Source organism: Curtobacterium sp. 458, assembly GCF_030406605.1.
In the GTDB taxonomy this organism is placed as follows: domain Bacteria; phylum Actinomycetota; class Actinomycetes; order Actinomycetales; family Microbacteriaceae; genus Curtobacterium.
In genome coordinates this window covers 401,422-421,240 of the sequence record NZ_CP129104.1, presented here as the reverse complement: position 1 = coordinate 421,240, position 19,819 = coordinate 401,422, and the positions used below count along the sequence as shown (strand labels likewise).

At 72.2% G+C, this 19,819-nt stretch carries 18 protein-coding genes; 7 read left to right on the top strand and 11 right to left on the bottom strand.

Annotated features, from left to right (window positions below):
- Positions 1 to 81: 81 nt before the first annotated feature.
- The gene (locus QPJ90_RS02005; protein WP_290132807.1) at positions 82 to 477 is read left to right on the top strand and encodes a hypothetical protein; all 396 of its coding nucleotides are present in this window, start codon (positions 82 to 84) and stop codon (positions 475 to 477) included.
- 84 nt (positions 478 to 561) lie between these two features.
- Here QPJ90_RS02005 and purF read toward each other — a convergent pair whose 3' ends face one another.
- Positions 562 to 2,019 (bottom strand): amidophosphoribosyltransferase, encoded by a 1,458-nt coding sequence (purF, locus tag QPJ90_RS02000; RefSeq protein WP_290132806.1) that lies wholly within the window; start codon positions 2,017 to 2,019, stop codon positions 562 to 564.
- A 70-nt stretch (positions 2,020 to 2,089) separates the two neighbouring features.
- Between purF and purM the strand changes: the two genes are divergently transcribed.
- Entirely contained in the window at positions 2,090 to 3,193 is a 1,104-nt protein-coding gene (purM, locus tag QPJ90_RS01995; protein WP_290132805.1) for a phosphoribosylformylglycinamidine cyclo-ligase, read from the top strand.
- A 462-nt stretch (positions 3,194 to 3,655) separates the two neighbouring features.
- Here the strand turns inward: purM and QPJ90_RS01990 are convergent, their stop codons facing one another.
- On the bottom strand, positions 3,656 to 3,871 hold the full coding sequence (locus QPJ90_RS01990; RefSeq protein WP_022905133.1) for a DUF3073 domain-containing protein: 216 nt from the start codon (positions 3,869 to 3,871) through the stop codon (positions 3,656 to 3,658).
- 160 nt (positions 3,872 to 4,031) lie between these two features.
- On the opposite strand from QPJ90_RS01990, the gene QPJ90_RS01985 reads away from it, so the two are divergent.
- The gene (locus tag QPJ90_RS01985; protein ID WP_290132804.1) at positions 4,032 to 5,153 is read left to right on the top strand and encodes an NAD(P)-binding domain-containing protein; all 1,122 of its coding nucleotides are present in this window, start codon (positions 4,032 to 4,034) and stop codon (positions 5,151 to 5,153) included.
- A 125-nt stretch (positions 5,154 to 5,278) separates the two neighbouring features.
- Here the strand turns inward: QPJ90_RS01985 and QPJ90_RS01980 are convergent, their stop codons facing one another.
- The 4 genes from QPJ90_RS01980 to QPJ90_RS01965 form a co-directional block, all read right to left on the bottom strand.
- The gene (locus QPJ90_RS01980; RefSeq protein ID WP_290132803.1) at positions 5,279 to 5,719 is read right to left on the bottom strand and encodes a DoxX family protein; all 441 of its coding nucleotides are present in this window, start codon (positions 5,717 to 5,719) and stop codon (positions 5,279 to 5,281) included.
- A gap of 120 nt (positions 5,720 to 5,839) precedes the next feature.
- A complete protein-coding gene (locus QPJ90_RS01975; RefSeq protein WP_290132802.1) occupies positions 5,840 to 6,100 on the bottom strand; it encodes a DUF3072 domain-containing protein in 261 nt (86 codons plus the stop codon).
- Positions 6,101 to 6,175: 75 nt separating this feature from the next.
- Positions 6,176 to 6,928, bottom strand: coding sequence for a hypothetical protein (locus tag QPJ90_RS01970; RefSeq protein WP_290132801.1), 753 nt, complete (start codon positions 6,926 to 6,928; stop codon positions 6,176 to 6,178).
- A gap of 37 nt (positions 6,929 to 6,965) precedes the next feature.
- Positions 6,966 to 9,257, bottom strand: coding sequence for an APC family permease (locus QPJ90_RS01965; RefSeq protein WP_290132800.1), 2,292 nt, complete (start codon positions 9,255 to 9,257; stop codon positions 6,966 to 6,968).
- Between the two features lie 130 nt (positions 9,258 to 9,387).
- Here QPJ90_RS01965 and QPJ90_RS01960 point away from each other — a divergent pair, with 130 nt between their 5' ends.
- Positions 9,388 to 10,176 carry a MerR family transcriptional regulator gene (locus tag QPJ90_RS01960; RefSeq protein ID WP_290132799.1) on the top strand — a complete coding sequence of 263 codons (789 nt, stop codon included), beginning with the start codon at positions 9,388 to 9,390 and terminating at the stop codon, positions 10,174 to 10,176.
- Between the two features lie 116 nt (positions 10,177 to 10,292).
- Here QPJ90_RS01960 and QPJ90_RS01955 read toward each other — a convergent pair whose 3' ends face one another.
- From QPJ90_RS01955 to QPJ90_RS01945, 3 genes are all read right to left on the bottom strand, one after another.
- The gene (locus tag QPJ90_RS01955) at positions 10,293 to 10,874 is read right to left on the bottom strand and encodes a PadR family transcriptional regulator (RefSeq protein WP_290132798.1); all 582 of its coding nucleotides are present in this window, start codon (positions 10,872 to 10,874) and stop codon (positions 10,293 to 10,295) included.
- Positions 10,871 to 11,719 (bottom strand): DUF4097 family beta strand repeat-containing protein, encoded by an 849-nt coding sequence (locus tag QPJ90_RS01950; RefSeq protein ID WP_290132797.1) that lies wholly within the window; start codon positions 11,717 to 11,719, stop codon positions 10,871 to 10,873. Before QPJ90_RS01950 ends, QPJ90_RS01955 begins: the two co-directional genes overlap by 4 nt.
- A gap of 80 nt (positions 11,720 to 11,799) precedes the next feature.
- Entirely contained in the window at positions 11,800 to 12,462 is a 663-nt protein-coding gene (locus tag QPJ90_RS01945) for a hypothetical protein (RefSeq protein WP_290132796.1), read from the bottom strand.
- A 60-nt stretch (positions 12,463 to 12,522) separates the two neighbouring features.
- On the opposite strand from QPJ90_RS01945, the gene QPJ90_RS01940 reads away from it, so the two are divergent.
- From QPJ90_RS01940 to QPJ90_RS01930, 3 genes are all read left to right on the top strand, one after another.
- Positions 12,523 to 13,965, top strand: coding sequence for a PLP-dependent aminotransferase family protein (locus tag QPJ90_RS01940; protein ID WP_290132795.1), 1,443 nt, complete (start codon positions 12,523 to 12,525; stop codon positions 13,963 to 13,965).
- A gap of 80 nt (positions 13,966 to 14,045) precedes the next feature.
- Positions 14,046 to 14,702 carry a DUF6518 family protein gene (locus QPJ90_RS01935; RefSeq protein WP_290132794.1) on the top strand — a complete coding sequence of 219 codons (657 nt, stop codon included), beginning with the start codon at positions 14,046 to 14,048 and terminating at the stop codon, positions 14,700 to 14,702.
- Between the two features lie 34 nt (positions 14,703 to 14,736).
- Entirely contained in the window at positions 14,737 to 18,213 is a 3,477-nt protein-coding gene (locus tag QPJ90_RS01930; RefSeq protein ID WP_290132793.1) for an efflux RND transporter permease subunit, read from the top strand.
- Between the two features lie 18 nt (positions 18,214 to 18,231).
- On the opposite strand, the gene QPJ90_RS01925 is transcribed toward QPJ90_RS01930, so the two are convergent.
- Together QPJ90_RS01925 and QPJ90_RS01920 are read right to left on the bottom strand one after the other, a co-directional pair.
- Entirely contained in the window at positions 18,232 to 18,474 is a 243-nt protein-coding gene (locus QPJ90_RS01925) for a hypothetical protein (protein WP_290132792.1), read from the bottom strand.
- A 307-nt stretch (positions 18,475 to 18,781) separates the two neighbouring features.
- Complete coding sequence (locus QPJ90_RS01920; RefSeq protein ID WP_290132791.1) at positions 18,782 to 19,783, bottom strand: alpha/beta hydrolase fold domain-containing protein; 1,002 nt, start codon at positions 19,781 to 19,783, stop codon at positions 18,782 to 18,784.
- Positions 19,784 to 19,819 lie beyond the last annotated feature (36 nt).

Sequence of the window (19,819 nt, the reverse complement as noted above, 5' to 3'; positions counted from 1 at the left end):
CGACCGGTGGGGACCATCCTGCACCGGATCGCGTTCCGCGCACAGGCCGGAGCACGTCCCACAGTGGGGGACAATGGGCTGGTGAGCACCACCGACGGACCCGAAGAACGACCGGCCCCGAACGCCGTCTCCACCTCCGACGAGGTCACCATCCGACGTGCGCCGAAGTTCGGCGTCTTCATCGTCGGCGGCGCGGTGCTCGGCTTCCTCGTCACCCTCGTCGTCGTGTCCGCGACGATGAACCTCGACCGCGGCGACCAGCAGGAGACCGCGAGCTTCGGCTCGCTGGTGGGGTACTTCTCGCTCTGGGGCGTGACCATCGGCGCGTTCGTCGGCGCGGTGGTCGCCGTCGTGCTCGACCGCGTGTTCGCGCGCCGCGCGGCGGCGTTGACCGCCGAGCGCGTGGACGTCGAACCCGCGCCGGAGACGGTCGACGGCGAGGTCGAGGACCACGGCGACGACGTCGCCGGTCGCTGACGCGACCCCTGATCGGACGGGAGGGCCGTGGCGGTGTCGCCACGGGCCTCCTGTCCGTCTGCTGGTCGCCCTGGGCGACCGGACCTAGCTGAGCTGGTTCGCCTCGACCCAGGACAGGTACTCGGGGCTGACGGTGCCCGTGACGTACTCGCCGGTGAAGCAGCTCATCTCGAGGTCGGTGACGTCCGACCCCTCGATGATCGCATCGCGCATGTCGGCGATCTCCTGGTAGATCAGGTGGTCGCTGCCGAGCACCCGGTTGATCTCCGGGATCTTCCGGTCGTGCGCGATGAGCTCCGCACGCGTCGGCATGTTGATGCCGTAGACGTGCGGGTACCGGACGGGCGGAGCGGCGCTCGTGAACGTGACCTCGTTCGCGCCTGCGGCCCGGGCCATCTCGACGATCTCCTTGCTCGTCGTGCCGCGCACGATCGAGTCGTCGACGATGAGGATGTTCTTGCCCTTGAACTCCGAGGACATGGCGTTGAGCTTCTGGCGGACGGACCGCTTGCGCTCCGCCTGCCCCGGCATGATGAACGTCCGGCCGACGTAGCGGTTCTTGTAGAAACCCTCGCGGTACTCGATGCCGAGCTTCTGCGCGACCTGCATCGCGGCCGGGCGCGAGGAGTCCGGGATCGGCATGACGACGTCGATGTTCCCCGTCGGCGCGTACTGCTCGATCGTGTCGGCCAGGCGGTTGCCGAGGCGGAGTCGGGCGTCGTACACCGAGATGCCGTTCATGACCGAGTCGGGACGCGCGAGGTAGACGTACTCGAACGAGCAGGGCACGAGCCGCGGGTTCTTCGCGCACTGCCGCGCGTGCATCTGGCCGTTCATCTCGATGAAGACGGCCTCACCCGGGGCGATGTCGCGGACGATCTCGTAGCCGCCGGACTCGAGGACGAGCGACTCCGACGCGACGACCCACTCCGGCTGGCCGGCCTCGTCGAACTTGTGTCCGAGGATGAGCGGGCGGATGCCGAACGGGTCGCGGAACGCGAGCAGGCCGTGCCCGGCGATGGTGGCGATGGCGGCGTAGGAGCCCTCGACGCGCTCGTGCACGCGCTCCACGGCGTCGAACACCTGGCCGGGGTCGAGGTCCTTGCCGCGCACTTGGCCCTGCAGCTCGTGGGCGAGGACGTTCACGAGCAGCTCGGTGTCGGAGCTCGTGTTGAGGTGCCGACGGTCGATGTCGAACAGCTCGCGGGTGAGCTCCCGCGTGTTCGTCAGGTTGCCGTTGTGCACGAGGACGATGCCGTAGGGCGCGTTCACGTAGAACGGCTGCGCCTCTTCCTCGTTGCTCGCGGCGCCCTTCGTGGCGTAGCGCACGTGGCCGAGGCCCATCGTGCCGAGCAGGGACCGCATGTCACGTGTGCGGAAGGCCTCCCGCACGTGTCCACGCGTCTTGTGCATGTGGTGGATGTGACCCTCGACCGTGGCGATGCCGGTCGAGTCCTGTCCTCGGTGCTGCAGGAGGAGCAGAGCGTCGTAGATGGATTGGTTGGCAGGACTCTGGGCGACGAGCCCGACGATGCCGCACATTCGCGGTGTGCTCCAGACCGTAGAATCGGGGGGACCGAACAAGTCTGCCATGCCCCGCGGAGGACGACGCATGACGAACCCCTACGCCGAGGCCGGCGTCGACACAGCAGCCGGAGACCTCGCGGTCGAACTCATGAAGTCGGCGGTGTCGGCCACGCACAACGCGTCGGTGCTCGGCGGCGTCGGGGGCTTCGCCGGTCTGTACGACGTCGCGTTCCTCAAGGAGTACGACCGCCCGCTGCTCGCCACCTCGACCGACGGCGTCGGCACGAAGGTCGCCATCGCGCAGGCCGTCGACAAGCACGACACGATCGGGCAGGACCTCGTCGGCATGGTCGTCGACGACATCGTCGTGGTCGGCGCGAAGCCGCTGTTCATGACGGACTACATCGCGTGCGGCCGGGTCGTGCCGAACCGGATCGCCGACATCGTCGCCGGCATCGCCCGCGGTTGCTCGGCGACGGGGACCGCGCTCGTCGGCGGCGAGACCGCGGAGCACCCGGGCCTCCTCGGTCCGGACGACTACGACGTGGCGGGTGCGGCGACCGGTGTGGTCGAGGCCGACCGGCAGCTCGGCGCGCACCTGGTCGAGGACGGCGACGTCGTCGTGGCGATCGCGTCGTCGGGGCTCCACTCGAACGGCTACTCGCTCGTCCGGCACATCCTGTCGACGCGGGGCGTCCAGTACACCGACCAGCTGCCCGAGTTCGGCGCCGGCGTGTCCGTGGGCGAGGCCCTGCTCGAGCCCACGCGCCTCTACACGAGCCCGCTGCTGTCCCTGCTGTCGTCGCACCCCGGCGCGGTGCACTCGCTCTCGCACGTCACCGGTGGGGGCATTGCCGCGAACCTCGCCCGCGTGCTGCCGGTCGGCTCGTGGGTCGAGGTCGACCGTTCGACGTGGTCCCCGCTGCCCGTGTTCCGGGTGCTGGCCTCGATGGCGGGGACGCCGCTCGAGGACACCGAGGGCACGTGGAACCTCGGCATCGGGATGTTCGCCGTGGTGTCGGCGGGTGCTGCGTCGGACGTGATCGCGTCGCTCGGCGCCGCGGGGCTGCCGTCGTGGGCGGTCGGGACGATCTCGACCGCGCCGCGCGAGGACTTCACCGGCTTCGAGCAGGGCGCGAAGGGCGTCGACGGCGGGGCCGTGCGCCTCGTGGGGGCGTACTCCGCCTGACGCGCCCGGCCGTCCGGTCGGCGGGCGGGCAGGGCGGTCGCGCGGGCGGGCCGGAGCGCCTGCCGCATGGTCGCAACACCCCGCGTGCGCACCGCCCGACGGTCACGGATGGTCGCTCTCGGCCAGCCGAGGCGACACGACGTGACCGCCGGGCGCGCGGCGTGCGGGGAGTCGTGACCGTGCCTGGGGCCGTGCGCCTCGTGGGGTCTGCTCCGCCTGCCGCGCGCGGGCCTCGACCGGCTCAGGTCGCGACATCCCGCGTGCGCACCGCCCGACGATCACGGATGGTCGCTCTCGGCGGGCCGGAGCGACACGACATGACCACCGGGCGCACGGCGTGAGGGGAGTCGTGACCGTGGCCGGACGTTCACGCGTGGTCCGCACCGCACCTGAGCCGACGGGCGCCGCACACGCGCAAACGCCGCGCACCCGAGGGTGAGCGGCGTGTCGCACGAGGGCGGCTCAGGCGGACTTGTTCTGGTCCTCGTGTTGCTCGAGCTCGAGGTCGTCCTCGTCGTCACCGTACTGGTCAGCCCAGCGGTCGACGTAGGAGTTCTCGTCCGAGTGCTGCCCGGCGGAGAGCTCGCGTTCGAGCGCACCGTAGTTCGTCTCCGGGCTGAAGTACTTCAGCTCCCGGGCGACCTTGGTGTGCTTTGCCTTCTGACGGCCGCGCCCCATGCGTGACCCCCTCGTGATCGGCTCTGGTCCGATCCTGGCGGGTGCGATTGGACACCCGGGGAATCGGACGGTTCGTGGTTTGAAATCTGCCGATCACTCTACCATGTACCCCGATCTGGACGTCGCCCCGAGCACGGCGGACACAGCAGAATCGGATGTGATGAGCGACGCCACGAACCCCGCCCCGGACCAGTACGCGCGTGTCGTCGTCATCGGCGCGGGTCAGGCCGGGCTCTCGGTCGCCCACCACCTGCGTCGCCTCGGACTCGCGCCGGGCTCGGACCTCGTGGTCCTCGACCGCGGGCCGGAAACCGGCGGCGCGTGGCAGTACCGGTGGGAGGCCCTGCGGCTGGGCGCGGCACACCGGGTCCACGACCTGCCGGGGATGCGGGCGATGGGCCTCACGTTCGACGACGCCGACCGCGCTCGACCCGCCCGGGACGTCGTCGCCGAGTACTACCGCCGCTTCGAGCAGCACTACGACCTCCGCGTCCGTCGTCCGGTCGCGGTCACGTCGGTCACCCGGGTCGAGGGCTCCGACCGACTCTGTACGACCCTGCAGACTCCGGACGGACGGACGAGCCGGATCAGCTCCGAGGTCGTCGTCAACGCCTCCGGGACGTGGGGCACCCCGTTCGTGCCGTGGTACCCGGGGCGCGACGTCTTCACCGGCCGGCAGCTCGACACGACGGAGTACCGGAGCGCCACGGAGTTCGCCGGGCAGGACGTCGTCGTCGTCGGCGGCGGGACGAGCGCGATCGGGTTCCTGCTCGAACTCGACGGTGTCGCGCGGTCCACGCGGTGGTTCACGAGGCGCCCCGTCGTCTGGTCGGACTCGGCCTCGCTCGACCTCGAGGCGGCGGTCGCCGCGGTCGACGAGCAGGACCGTGCCGCACGCGCCGGTCGAGTCCTGCCGAGCATCGTCAGCGGCACCGGCATCCCGGTCACGAGGCGCATCCGAGCGGGCATCGATCGCGGCACGCTGGTGGCCTCGCCGATGTTCGCCCGACTCGACGCGACGGGCGTCGTGACCGCCGAGGGCGAGCACGTGCACGCCGATGCCGTCCTGTGGGCGACGGGCTTCCGTGCCGACCTCCGCCACCTCGCACCGCTGCGGCTCCGCACCGCGCAGGGTGGGATCGTCGTGTCGGACGGCCGCTCGGAGGACGAGCCGCGCCTGTTCCTCGCCGGTTACGGCCCGCAGGCATCGACGATCGGCGCGAACCGTGCGGGTCGGCGCATCGCGCGGCAGGTCGTGGACGTGCTCGCCGACGCCGCCTGACGGCGGCCAGTGGCCGGACCGACGGACGGTCGAGAGAACGAACGAACGAACGGACGGACGGGAGGCGCGGCGCGGGTCGTGCGCCGCGCCTCCCGTCCGTCCGTGGTCGCGTAGGGACGACCGGGTCAGGCGGGCAGCGGCTCGTCGACGCCCCGACGTCGCCGGGTGGCGAGCAGCAGGAGTGCGTCGAGGGAGAACCGCCCGGGGCCGGTCAGGGCGACCGCCAGCGATCCGACAGCGAGGACGAGGACGTACTCGAAGCCGCCGTCCTGCGAGAAGAACCCGGCCGAGGAGTGGGCGAGCAGGCCCGCGACCACCATGTCGACCGCGAGGAGCACCCCGACGACGCGGGTCGCGACGCCGAGCACGAGGAACACCCCGCCGACGAGCTCGAGCCCCGCGACGAGCGGTGCGGCGACGTCGGCGAGCGGGACCCCCATGCCCGCGAAGCCCTGGGTAACGTTCGGGATGCCCTGCGCGAACTTCTGCGCGCCGTGGGCGATGAACACCACGCCGAGGACGACGCGGAGCACGGTGAGGCCGATCGAGGTCGATGTCGTTCGCATGCCCGAGAAGCTAGCGGGTGACACGTCATCGAGTACCCCCGGACGGGGGTCTCGGCGGACTTCGCCAGGGCTTCGCCAGGACATGCCCAGACAACAGTCCGCCGTTCGGTGGACCCGGGTTCAGGAAGCGGCGTCGGACCCGCGGCCGGTCTGCGCCTGCAGCCGCTCGATGTGCTCCGACGCCTCGGCCTTCGTGAGGTCGGCGGGGAGTTCCTCGCCGGCCTCACGCGCGAGGGTGTCGAGGTAGCTCCGCTGCGGGCCGGTCATCGGCTCGTCACCGGTGACCCAGTCCTCGGGGTCCTTGCTCGCGGTCGTCGAGGGGTCCGGGCGCGGGCCACCCAGCGTCTCGCCCGTGTGGTCGGTCTGGTCTGCATCGGTCATGGCGCGGACGCTACGCCGGGCCGCCGACTCGCACCCCAGTGCGGCGTCCCCCGGACAGCGGTGGCGGGACGGACGTCAGGCGGAGGCGGCGTACCGCACGAGGTCGGGACCGATCCCGCTCAGGGCGATCGGGACCACCGACCCACCACGCTCGATCCACATCGTCGCCGCCCGCTCGTCGATCCGGTCGACCGGGTGCAGCGCGCCGTCGAGCAGCACCGACGCGGTCACCCGCTCGGTCCCCGTCGACGGGCGCGGCGGCAGCCCGGGGACGTCGGCTGCGTACGCGGCGCACCGACCGGGTGACAGGAACGGGGACACCGGGGTCGTGACGATCTCGAGACCCTCGCCGACCGCGGTCACCGCGACGAGTCGGACGGCCTGGTCCTTCGGCAGTGGGACGTCGACCACCGGAGCGTCGTCGGGGCCGGCCAGCGCGCGGAAGGCGGGCCGACCGTCGGGGGCGAGCAGTGCCTCCCGGCCGTCGATCCGCACCCGACCGCGCCCACGCGAGTCGGCGTACAGGCCCGGGACGATGCCGGACCGGCGTGCCTCGAGGCGGGTGATCACGACGCGGTCCGGTCGGTACCAGTCGCGGAGCGTGGAGGGGTCGACCCACCCGATGGCCGGCTCGCCGCGCGAGAGCGCTGCCGAGTCGTCGGCGGCGCGTTCGTCGACCGCGCCGAGGGGGTGCTCCCCACGGACCGCGACCAGGCCCTCGAGCGGGCTGCCGGCAGGGGCCTCGTGGTCGAGCACCTCGACGCGCTTGGACACCTTGCCGCCGTGCGCGTCGAACGTGGCGAAGGCGCGGAGGTCGGTCGGGGTCATGGCGTCACATCGTACGACCGGGCACCGTTACGCGGTGTCACGACCGGTCGGTCCCGGACGGCGACGCCGGCGTGCGCGCCGCGGGCGGGGAAGCGACCAGTGTCCGGAGTTCGCCGGTGCAGCGCGCCGGGTCGACGCCCTCGGCGGGTCCGGCCGGCCGGGTCGCACGCCGTGGTCCGGCCTCGACCCGCGATCCGGCATCGCCCCGCGGACCGGATCCGCCCCGCGGGACCAGGCTGTTGCGCTGGTCGGAGCGGAGCAGCCGGTCCTCCTCGCGGCCCTCGGGGCGGAAGACCCCGTGCGGCGACCGGCGGAGCGGCGGCCGGACGGGCTCGCCGCGGCGCTCCTGGCCCGGCAGCGGACGCGAGCGCCGGCCGTAGAGCAGCTCGGACGAGTCGAGCAACCACGGGACCAGGGCGACCGTGACGCCGTGCACGAGCAGGAGCTTCTTCCGGATGCGGCGGCCGCGGTGGTTGTGGAGCAGGTTCTCCCACCAGTGCCCGACGACGAACACCGGCGTGTACACCGTGACGACCTCGGAGCCGTGCTCGGCGCGGTGGGCCTTGATGTACTTGATGAGCGGCATCGAGATGTCGCGGTACGGACTCGGGACGATCGTGAGCGGCACCTCGATGCCGTGGTCGGCCCACTGGGCACGGAGCCGCGCGGCCTCGGCGTCGTCGATCGCGACGTGCACCGCCTCGAAGCTCGCGTGCTTCGCGGCGATGGCGTAGTCGAGCGCCTTGAGCACCGGCTTCTGCAGCTTGTTGACGAGCACGATCGCGTGGTCGCCGGTCGCGCCGAACTCGGTCTCCTCGTCGGCCTCGATCTCGTGCGAGACGTCGCGGTAGTAGCGGTTCACGCCGAGCATGAGGACGAACAGCAGGGGCATGATCACGAACACGAGCCAGGCGCCGTGCGTGAACTTCGTGATGGTGACGATGACGAGCACGACGAACGTGAAGCTCGCCCCGACGGTGTTGATGAGCCGCGAGCGCACGACCTGACCGCGGTTCACCGGCTCGGCGGCCGTCCCCGCTCGGTCCTGGCGCAGCAGGCGAGTCCAGTGCACGACCATGCCGGTCTGCCCGAGCGTGAACGAGACGAAGACGCCGATGATGTAGAGCTGGATGAGGCTCGTCACGTTCGCCCGGTACACGACGAGGAGTGCCGCCGCGACGAGCGCCAGGACGATGACGCCGTTCGAGTAGATGAGGCGGTCGCCGCGCGTCGAGAGGGCCTTCGGCGCGTACGAGTCGCGCGCGAGGATCGAGCCGAGGAGCGGGAACCCGTTGAACGCCGTGTTCGCCGCGAGGAGCAGGACCGCCGCGGTGGTCGCCTGGACGACGAAGAACAGGACCGAGCCGTCCCCGAAGGTCGCGGCGGCGATCTGGGCGATGAGCGAGCGCTGCGGCGTGGTCGCGCAGTCGGCGAAGCCCTGCAGGTCGCAGGCACGCTCGGCGTAGTGCACGCGGGCCACGAGGGCGAGCGTGATGAGCCCCACGAACAGGACGATCGCGATCCCGCCCATCGCGACGAGGGTCTTCTGGGCGTTCTGGACCTTCGGGCGACGGAAGGCCTGCACGCCGTTCGCGATCGCCTCGACGCCGGTGAGGGCCGAGCAGCCGGACGCGAAGGCACGGAGGAGCAGCAGGACGAACGCGGCCTGGGTCGTGTGTTCGACGTTCTGCACGGTGTACTGCGCCGACTCCGCGACGGGGGCGTCCCCGACGGCGACCCGCACGAGACCGGTGACGACCATGACGAACACCGACGTGACGAACAGGTAGGTCGGGATTGCGAAGGCCTTGCTCGACTCGCGGACCCCGCGGAGGTTCACGGCCGCGAGCAGCACGACGAAGAGCAGCGCGAGCTCGACGCGGAACTCGTTGAGGAACGGCAGCGCCGAGATGATGTTGTCCACGCCGGAGGCCACCGACACGGCCACGGTCATGACGTAGTCGACGAGCAGCGCACTCGCGACGACGAGCCCGGCCTTCTCGCCGAGGTTGCGGTGCGCCACCTCGTAGTCGCCGCCACCGGACGGGTACGCCTTGATGAGCTGCCGGTAGGAGGCGACGACCACCACGAGGAGGAGCACGACGAGCGCAGCCACCCACGGCGCGAAGGTCAGGAACGCCATGCCGCCGAGCAGCAGGATCATGAGGAGCTCCTGTGGCGCGTACGCCACGGAGGAGAGCGGGTCGCTCGCGAAGATCGGTAGCGCCAGGTGCTTCGGGAGGAGCTGTCCCTCGAGCTTCTCGGAGGGGAGGGGATCCCCGATCAGTCGCGCCTTCAGCGACCGGATCTCGTTCGTCACGAGCGGCAAACCTACTCATTTCGGACCCGGAGTCAACACGACCCCGCCCGCCCGTATTCCGCGCCTGCGCGGATCCTCGGAACCTGTGCTGTCGAGCAGGGTTGCGGTTGACGTTGCGTCAACGCCTACGGTGTGCAGCATGAGTGATCGGACAGACAGCGCCGCGTCCGCTGCGAAAGCACCCCACGGCATCGCCGCCGTGGCGCGTTCCGCGGGGGTCTCCAGCCGGACGCTGCGCCACTACGACGCGATCGGGTTGCTCCCGGCCACGGCGGTCGGCGAGGGCGGGCTCCGCCGCTACGACGACCGGGCACTCGTCCGGCTGCAGCGCATCCTGCTCCTCCGCGGGCTCGGCCTGGGGCTGGCGGAGATCGCCGAGGTGCTCGACGGCGAGCAGGACGACGTCACGGCACTCCGGGCACACGTCGCGTGGCTCGAACGGGAGCGCGACCGGCTCGCCCGGCAGCTCGCGGCCGTGCGCACCACCATCACGAGGATCGAACGAGGAGACGACATGACCGCACAGGACACCTTCGACGGGTTCGACCAGACCCGGTTCAAGCAGGAGGTCGAGGAGCGCTGGGGCGCCGAGGCCTGGCAGCGCGGACAGGAGTGGTGGACGTCGAAGGACGCCGCCGCGAAGGATGCGTTCCAGGCGGAGCAGCGGGCGATCGCCCGGGACGCGGCGGCGCTGGCGGCCTCGGGGGACGGTCCGACGTCGGCCGCCGGGGCCGCACTCGCCCGCCGGCAGCTCACCTGGCTCGAGCAGGCGCCCGGACCGGCCGTCACCGCCGAGCGGTTCCGCACGCTCGCGGACATGTACGTGCACGACGAGCGGTTCACGCACGCCTACGAGTGGGCCGGCTCCGGCGCCGCACGCGCGCTCCGCGACGCGATGCACGCCCTGGCGGACGCCGGCGGGGTGTGACGACGCGGCGCGCGTGACGGAGGGCGACGGCGCGGGCGGGCCGGCCGGGAGGCGCGGTGTGCGCCCGCCCCGCCGGCCCGGCCCGTCGGTGCTCGCGTCCGCTCCCGTCGCTCCCGTCAGAGGGAGCGGCGCAGCGCCTCGAGGCCGTCACGCAGACGGGTCACCGTGTCCGCGGTGAGGGTGCCCCGCGTCGCCTGACGTCGGAGGTCCGCACGGACCTGCTGCCGGAACGACGACAGGACCATCTCGACCTCGCGTAGGGCACTGGCGCCCGACGTCGGGACGTCGACCGGCTCGTCGGCCGTCTGGCCGCGCGGGGCCTGGGCGCTCGCCGCGAGGTCGGCGCGGAGGGACCGCATGGCCTCGCCCACCGATGCGCGAACGCCGTCGGCGAGGGACTTCACCGAGTCGGTCACGCCGTCCTCGAGCGCGGCGACCTCGGCGGCCCGGGCGTCGAGCTCGGCACGGCCGGCGTCGGTGATCGCGTAGACGGTCTTGCGGCCGTCGGCGGTCCCCGTCACGAGGCCCTCCTCCTGGAGCTTCGCCAGACGGGGGTAGACGGTGCCGGCGCTCGGGACGTACGTGCCGCCGAAGCGGTCGCCGAGCGCGGTGATGACCTCGTACCCGTGCATCGGGTGGTCGGCCAGCAGGACGAGCAGGTAGAGGCGCAGGTGGCCGTGCGCGAAGACCGGGCTCATGCGGGCACCTCGCCGTCGGTGGTCGGGGTGGTGGCGGACCCGTCGGCGACCGGCGGGGCGTGGAGCACCGCGATGTCGCCGGAGACCGAGTTCACCTTGAGGTCGAGCCACTGGCCGGAGAGCTCTCCGCCCTGCTTGACGTACGAGCCGCGCACCCCGCGGATCTCGGAGTCGTCGAACTGCAGCTTGCCGGAGGCCGTCGAGACGGTGCACCGGTAGGGCACGCCGTCCTCGAGCCGGACGCTGACCGAGCCCGACACGGTGCTGACGCGGGCCGAGTCCGGGGTGCCGTGCAGGTCGAGCACGACGTCCGCGCTCACCCCGTCCGCCTGGAAGCGCGGGATCGACCCGGTCGCGACGACGTCGCCCGACACGGTGTGCACGGTGAGGGCGCCGTCGAGGTCCCGCACGGTGGTCGTGCCGGAGACGGCGTTGACGGTGACGTCACCCGCGACCCCGTCCACGACGACGTCGCCCGAGACGGTGTGCAGCGTGGCGCCGCGGTCCGTGCCGGAGAGGAGCGAGCCGGCCGACACGACCCCGAGGGTGACCGGGACGTCCCGCGGCACGAGGATGCTCACGTCCGCCTGGGCCTTGCCGCGGAAGGACTTGAGGAACCCGATCGGGTCGTCCCAGCGGATCTGCGGGTGGTCGACGGTCAGCGTGTCCCCGTCGACCTCGACCATGAGCGGCTTGCCGGAGACGCTGTGCACCTCCACCCGGGCGGTGGGCTCGTCGTGCGCGACGACGTCGACCTGACCGGCGACGAGCCCGACCTTCAGGCGTCGGACGACGCCGGTGTCGATGACCTTGGGCTCCTCCACGAGCCACTTCTCCTGTGCCATGGTGCCTCCTCGAACTCGCGATGTATCGCGTCTGGTGATGACACGATACATCGCGAGTTGCGCGAGTGGCAAGACGAGGTTCAGGAGGTGATCCGTGCCTCCGGGCCGGGTGTGGACGCCGCGGCGGCGAGCCGCGTGCGGTCCGGACTCCACGGGAACCGACGGAAGAGGGGCATGAGCGGCTGCACCATCGGTCCGATCGCGAACGCGGCGATCACCGTGCCCGCACCGACGTCCCCGCCGAGGAGCCAGCCGACGATGACGACGGTGACCTCGATGACGGTCCGCGCGACCCAGATCGGCCAGCCGAAGCGCTGCGAGACGCCGACCATCAGGCCGTCTCGGGCGCCCGTGCCGAAACCGGCTCCGATGTAGAACGCCGTCGCGACGGCGAGGAGCAGCAGCCCGGCGACGAAGAGCCCGATGCGGGGGAGGAGCCCGTCGGGTGCCGGCACCAGCCAGAGCACGAGGTCTGCCGACGGGCCGATCGCGAGCGCGTTGAGCAGCGTCCCGATGCCCGGCTTCTGGCGCAGCGGGATCCAGAACAGCAGGATCACGCCGCTGGAGACCACCGTGATGACACCGAACGACCACGGCACCACGTGCTCCAGTCCCTCGGTGAGCACCGTCCACGAGGCCACGCCGACGACCGCCCGGACCTGGAGCGCGGTCGACGCCCCGTAGAGGAACAGGCCGACCATGAGCTGCACGAACCGGAGGGTGAGGGCGGGGGTGCGGGGCATGCTCCGATCGTGGAGCAGATTGGCCTGCAGGTCGAGGGCCAATCGCGCTACCGTGGATCCATGACGCCCGTCCTGCTCAGCGCCCGGTCCGCAGCACTCCACCTCACCGACTGGCGCGACAGCACGGACGCCGCCGCGTACGAGGCGCTCTCCGACGCCCTCCGGGTCCTCGCCATCGACGGGCGCATCCCGCAGGGCGTCCGCTTGCCCGCGGAGCGTGGGCTGGCAGAGGCGCTCGGCGTCTCCCGCACCACGGTCGCGAACGCGTACGCCCGACTGCGCGAGGACGGGTTCCTCGTCTCGGTCCGCGGGTCCGGCAGCGTCGTCCGGTTGCCGCGGGACCTCGTCGGGCGCCCCGACCCTGAACGGCTCGGCGGCGTCGTCGGCGGAGACGTGCTCGACCTCCGCAAGGCGGCGCTGCACGCGGCACCGGGCATCGCCGAGGCCGTGGAGCGGGCGGTGCGGCACGTGCCGGCGGCGCTCGCCGGGATCGGGTACGACACCGTCGGGGACCCCGGGCTCCGCCGGGCGATCGCCGACCGCTACACCGCGCGCGGCCTGCCCACCGACCCGTCGCAGATCGTCGTCACCATCGGCGCGCAGCACGCGATCGCCCTGCTCGCCCGCGTGCTCGTCCGGCGCGGCGACGCCGTCCTCGTCGAGTCCCCGACCTACCCGCACGCGCACGAGGCCTTCCGTGAGGTCGGTGGTCGGCTCGTCGGGGTCCCCGTCGACGCACGCACCGGCTGGGACACCACGGTCCTCGAGCACACGCTCCGCCGCACGGCCCCGTCGGTGGCCTACGTCATGCCGGCGCTCCACAACCCCACGGGCGCCACGATGACCCCCGACGCCCGCGACCTCCTCGTGTCGGTCGCCGCCTCGGTCGGGACGACGGTCGTCGCCGACGAGACGATGGGGGAGCTCCGCATCGACGGACCCGCCGCGACCCCGCTGGCCGCGGCGTCCGACGACGTCGTCATGATCGGCTCGGCCGACAAGGTCTTCTGGGGCGGACTGCGCATCGGCTGGATCCGCGCTCGTCCGGAGCTGCTGCAGCGGCTCCTCCTCGCCCGCCCCACGGGCGACCTCGGCACGCCGGTCCTCGACCAGCTCGTCGCGCGCGAGCTGGTCCCACGGACCGAGACCGTCCTGGAGGAGCGGCGCGCGTACCTGGCACAGGCCCGCGACGACGTCGTGGACGCCTTGCGCACGCGGCTCCCGGAGTGGGACGTGCCGTCGCCGGCGGGCGGGTTGACGACGTGGGTGGGCCTCGGCCGGCCGGTGTCGAGCGCGCTCGTCCTCGCGGCTCGGGCCGAGGGGGTCGTGCTCGCCTCCGGCGGCGTGTTCGGTCCCGACGGCGGGTTCGAGCGCTTCCTCAGGGTGCCGTTCACGATGCCGGCCGCCGACCGCACCAGGATGGTCGACGTCCTCGAGCGGGCGTGGGCGCGGGTCGGTGGCGAGGCGGTCGGCCCGAGCGGGTCGCTGGCAGCGGTGGTCTGACGACGGGATCATCCCGACGGTGGAGGCGGCGCGTCCCTCCGACGGATGTCCCGTGCGACCGACCGCGGGATCCTGAGGGCATGGAGACGACCGTGCACCCCGCGCAGACCGAGGCCCCTGAGCGGCCGTCCGACCGACCGACGATGCCCGTGGCGGCCCGCGTGGGCACCGCGACCGGGCTCGCCCTGCTGGCCGGGATGCTCTGCTCCTACGGACAGGCCGTCCCGGGGCTCGGGGAGTTCGCGAACTCCGCCGGCCCGTGGTTCGTCGTGGCGGGGCTGCTCGTGCTCCTGTCCGGCCTCCACCGGCGACCGGCGATCCCGATGGTGCTGGGTGTGGTGTTCCTCGAGCTCATGCACGTCGGGTACTGGGCCGCGACCAACCTGCGCGGCTACGCCGACTTCCTGTCCCTCACGAACTTCTGGGTCCTCATCGGGATCCCCGCGGGACTCCTCGCGGGCCTCGTCGTGTGGGCGCTGCGGTCCGGATCGGGTCGCCTGGCCGCCGCGGCGATCGGTGTCACCGGAGCGGTGCTCGTCGGCGAGGGGGTGCGGGCACTGCTCCGGATCGCCGACACCACCGGCACGACCTTCTGGACGATCGAGATCCTCGTGGGCGCCGCGGTCGTCGTCGTCGGGGTGCTGACGGCACGGTCGCCGATCGACCGGGTCGTCGCGCTCGGCACCGGGGTGGTCGGCTCGTTGGGCGTCCTGGGCGCCTACCTGTTGCTCGGCTGAGCCTCCGACCGCGTCGGCCTGCGAGGATCGGACGGTGCACCTCCTCTCGGTCTTCAGCATCCGGAACCGGTCCCTCATCGCCCTCGTCACGATCGTCGTCGCGATCTTCGGCGGCATCTCGCTGACGAGCCTCAAGCAGGAGCTGATCCCGAGCGTCGAGTTCCCCCAGGTCGCCATCGTGAGCGCCTACCCCGGCGCCACCCCGGAGGTCGTGTCGAACGACGTCTCGACGAAGATCGAGCAGGCGATCCAGGCCGTACCGAACCTCGAGTCGACGAGTGCGACCTCGTCCACCGGGCAGAGCGTCGTGTCCGCGTCGTTCGACTACGGCTCGAACCTCGCCAGCGCCGAGGACAAGATCCAGACCGCGGTCAACGCGCTGTCGCTGCCGGACACCGTGCAGACGCAGATCGTCACGGGCTCGTTCGACGACCTGCCGGTGCTGCAGCTCGCGGTGACGGGGGAGGGCAACCAGGAGCAGCTCGTCGACCGGTTGAACGCGACGGCGATCCCCGACCTCGAGAAGCTCGACGGCGTCCGGCAGGCCGACGTCTTCGGCAACCCAGGCCGTCGGGTCGTGATCACCCCGGACGAGGACGAGCTCGCCGCGAAGGGGCTCACGTCGCAGTCGATCTCGGACGCCCTGAGCGACAACGGCACGCTCATCCCCGGTGGCACGATCACCCAGGACGGGAAGACGCTGTCCGTGCAGACCGGCGAGCGCATCGCGTCCCTGAAGGACATCGAGGCGCTCCCGCTCACCGCCTCCTCGGGCAGCAACTCGTCCGGTTCGGGTGACAGCGGGTCCGGATCGGGCGGCTCCGCATCCGGATCCGCGACCGGCGGGGCGGGCGCAGCCGGGGCCTCGGGCGCGACCAGCACGACGGGCGGAACCGGCGGGGCGGGCGGGAGCAGCGCCTCCAGTCCGACCACCGGCACCGGCACCGGGGCGTCCACCGGTACGGCTGCCCAGCCGACCACGACCACGCCGACGAAGCTCGGCGACGTCGCGAAGGTCGCGATCGAGGAGTCGCCGCGCACCTCGATCAGCCGCGTCGACGGCAAGACCGCGCTCACCATCGCGATCACGAAGACGCAGGAGGCGAACACCGTCGACGTGTCGGAGACGGTCAAGAAGGCCCTCCCGGACATCGAGTCGAAGGTCGCCGGCGACCCGCGGTTCACGGTGGTGTTCGACCAGGCGCCGTACATCCAGCAGTCGATCGACTCACTCGCCGAGGAGGGCCTGCTCGGCCTCGGGTTCGCGGTGGTCGTGATCCTGGTGTTCCTGCTGTCGGTGCGGTCGACCCTCGTCACGGCGATCTCGATCCCGACGTCGGTGCTCCTCGCAGCGATCGGCATGCGCGCCGCCGGGTACTCCCTCAACATCATCACGCTCGCGGCGCTCACGATCGCCATCGGCCGCGTCGTGGACGACTCCATCGTCGTCATCGAGAACATCAAGCGGCACATGCAGCCCGGGGTCGACCGGGCCCGGGCGGTGCTCGACGCGGTGCGGGAGGTCGCGGGTGCGGTCACGGCCTCGACCCTGACCACCGTGGCGGTGTTCCTGCCGGTGGCGTTCGTCGCGGAGCTGGTCGGCGAGCTGTTCCGGCCGTTCGCGCTCACCGTGACGATGGCCCTCATCGCCTCGCTGCTCGTGTCCCTGACGATCGTGCCCGTGCTCGCGTACTGGTTCCTCCGGCCGCCGAAGACCCACCGGCACGCCGAGGCCGGCGCTGCGACCGCCGACGGGACGCCCAAGGATGCGACCGCTGCCGGTGCCGCCACGGGCGCGCCTGCGGGCGGGGCCGCGACCGGCGCACTGGCCTCCGCCGCCGACCTGCACGACGCCGGTCGTCGTGACCGCCTCCAGCGCGGCTACCGCCCGGTCCTCGCCTGGGCGATGCGACGCCCGTGGGTCGTCATCGTCCTCGCGGTCTTCGTGCTCGGCGGCACCCTCGCGGCCGTCCCGCTCGTCAAGACGAACTACCTCGGCGACTCCGGCCAGAACACCTTCACGGTGACGCAGGACCTCGAGCCGGGCACGAGCCTCGACGACCAGTCCGACGCGGCCGCGAAGGTCGAGAAGGTGCTGCGTGGGGTGCGGGGCGTCGAGACCGTGCAGACCACCATCGGGTCGAGCGGCCAGTCGATCCAGGCGGCCTTCGGTGGCGGCGCGTCCGCGTCCGTGCAGTACAACGTCACGACCGACTCGACGGCCGACCAGCCCACGATCCAGTCGACCGCGCGCGACCGCATCGAGCGGATCGACGGCGTCGGCGAGGTGTCGCTGTCCTCGGCCGGCGGCGGCTTCGGCGGCTCGAGCGACATCGAGGTCGACGTCACGGCGCCGACTCAGGCCGAGCTCCGGACCGCGGCGGACGAGGTGCTGCGGAAGATGCGCGGCGTTGACGGCACCACGGAGGCGACGAGCAACCTCTCGGCCGCCGAGCCGTACCTCGCCGTGAAGGTCGACCGGCAGGAGGCAGCCGAGCGCGGCCTCACCGAGCAGCAGGTCGGTGGGCTGGTCGCGGCCGCGGTCTCGCCCCGCGACACCGGCAGCGTCGAGATCGACGACGCCACCCTCGACGTGTACATCGCCGACCCGAACCCGCCGGGGACGATCGCGGCGCTCAAGGAGCTGTCGATCCCGACGTCGACCGGCGAGGTGCCGCTGTCCGACCTCGCGACCGTGGAGCAGTCCGAGGGCCCGACCACGATCACGACGTCGAACGCCGTCCGGACCGCGACGATCACGGTCACCCCGGACGCGACGAACCTCGGTGCCGCCGTGCAGAACGTCACCGCGGCCGTCGATGCCCTCGACCTGCCGAAGGGGGCGTCGGCGTCGATCGGCGGCGTGGCGTCCAGCCAGTCGTCGGCGTTCAGCCAGCTCTTCCTCGCGATCCTCGTCGCGATCCTGATCGTCTACGTGATCATGGTCGCCACGTTCCGGAGCCTGCTGCAGCCGTTGTTGCTCCTCATGTCGGTGCCGTTCGCGGCGACCGGCGCGCTCCTGCTGCAGATCATCACCGGCATCCCGCTCGGCGTCGCGTCGATCATCGGCCTGCTCATGCTCGTCGGCATCGTCGTGACGAACGCGATCGTGCTCGTCGACCTCGTCAACCAGTACCGCAGGCGAGGGCTCCGCGTCGCCGAGGCCCTGGTCGAGGGCGCGACGAGACGACTCCGGCCGATCCTGATGACCGCGCTCGCGACGATCTTCGCCCTGGTGCCGATGGCGCTCGGGCTGACCGGCAAGTCGGGGTTCATCTCGCAGCCGCTCGCGCTCGTCGTGATCGGCGGCCTCGTGTCGTCGACGCTCCTGACCCTCGTGGTGCTGCCGTCGCTCTACTTCGTCGTCGAGCGGGCGCGGGAGCGTCGTGCGGACCGCATCGCCGCCGGGATCACCCGGAAGCAGGCCAAGCAGCAGCGGCGCGAGGAGCGGAAGCAACGGCGCGAGGAGCGGCGTGCGGCACGGGGTCGGAAGGCCGCGTCGGCGGACTGACCCGCCGCGAGCAGCGCGTCAGCGCTCCGAGGCCTCCGCTGCCCGGAACCAGTTGACGAGCACGACGACCAGGGTGGTGACGAACACGATCGCGGCGACCTGCGCCAGCACCTGCATGTGCCCGGTCGCCGCGGCGTATCCGCCGAACGCCACCGTCGCGCAGAACGACAGCCCGAGGAGCAGCTCCACCACGGACCGCAGGGCGGAGGCGTGCTGCCAGGTGGTCGGGGCGGTCGCGGGGCGCGTCGAGGTGTCGGTCACCCCGGAAGTCTGCGCGGACACGGCGCCGGGCAGCAGCCCCGACTCCGGGTGCCACTCGCCCAGGGGGTGCGGCACGAGCACGACGCAGGGACGGCGCAACCGGTTCGGCGCGTGGCCGATCCGGTACGTGGGGACCGGGGCCGCAGTACCCGAACGGCCGGCCCAGAGATCGACGTGCTCCGCACTGCCCGGTGGGCCGCGTCGCCGACGGCGGGTCGCGAAGGCGACCGGGTGGCGGACGGGAGGCACGGTGCACGCCCGTCCCGTGCCTCCCGTCCGGTGGTCCGGACGCGACCGAGCTGACCCGTCAGCCGAGCCGGTCGCGCAGGAACGCGACCACGCGCTTGCTCATCGCCTCGTCGAGCTGCGCGATCGAGTGCGCCGTGCCCTGCACCTGCACGAACGTCACCGGCACGTCGTGGGACCGCAGCGTCGACACGAACTCCTGCGACTCCCAAAGCGGGATGAACTCGTCCGTGGAGTGCCCGATGAAGAACGGCGGGGTGTCCGCCGTGACGTGGTACTCGGGCGATGCCTGCTCGGCCGCCGGGCACTGCGTGTACGTCCGGCACCCGAGGTAGAGCAGCTGCTTCCGCTGGAAGGATGCCGACACCCCGTCGGCCTCGGTCGAGCGGCTCGTCAGGTTCGTCGGACCGCTGAGGTCCACGACCGCCCGGATCCGGTCGCCGTCCGCGAACGCGGGGGAGTCGTGGTCCGTGACGGCGAGCAGGGCCGCGAGGTTGCCGCCGGCGCTCCCGCCGAACAGCCCGACGCGGTCGCGGTCGACGTCGTACGTCGTGAGGGTGCTTGTCCGGAAGACCCAGTCCAGCGCCCGTCGGACGTCGTCGTAGCCCGCGGGGAACGGGTCCGTCGGGGCGAGGCGGTAGTCGACGTTGAAGGTGACGAACCCCTCCGAGGCGAGGTACCGGCACACCGACCGGTAGGCGGCCGTCGCCTTGTCGCCGTGCGACCAGCTGCCGCCGTGGATCATCATCACCGCGGGTCGGGAGGCGGCCGTCCTCGCGGCGGTGTCCGGGGTGGCAGCGGCCGTCGGCGTCGGCGTGGCGGTCGCGTCCGGCTCGCTGTCGGGCGGCAGGCAGACGTCGAGGCGCTGCAGTGGGTCCGCGCCGTACGGCACATCCGCGACGACGTCGACGCCGTGGTACCGGAGCGACAGCGGGTAGATCACCGGGTCCGTCGTGACGGTGGCGTTCCGGTCGCCGGTCGGGTCCGGGCTGCACGCGGCCAGGGACACGAGCGCGACGAGCACACCGGCGACGGCGAGCAGCGAGCGGCGAGCAGTTCCCATCGCGACCACGCTAACCCGGCGGGCTGCACGCCCACG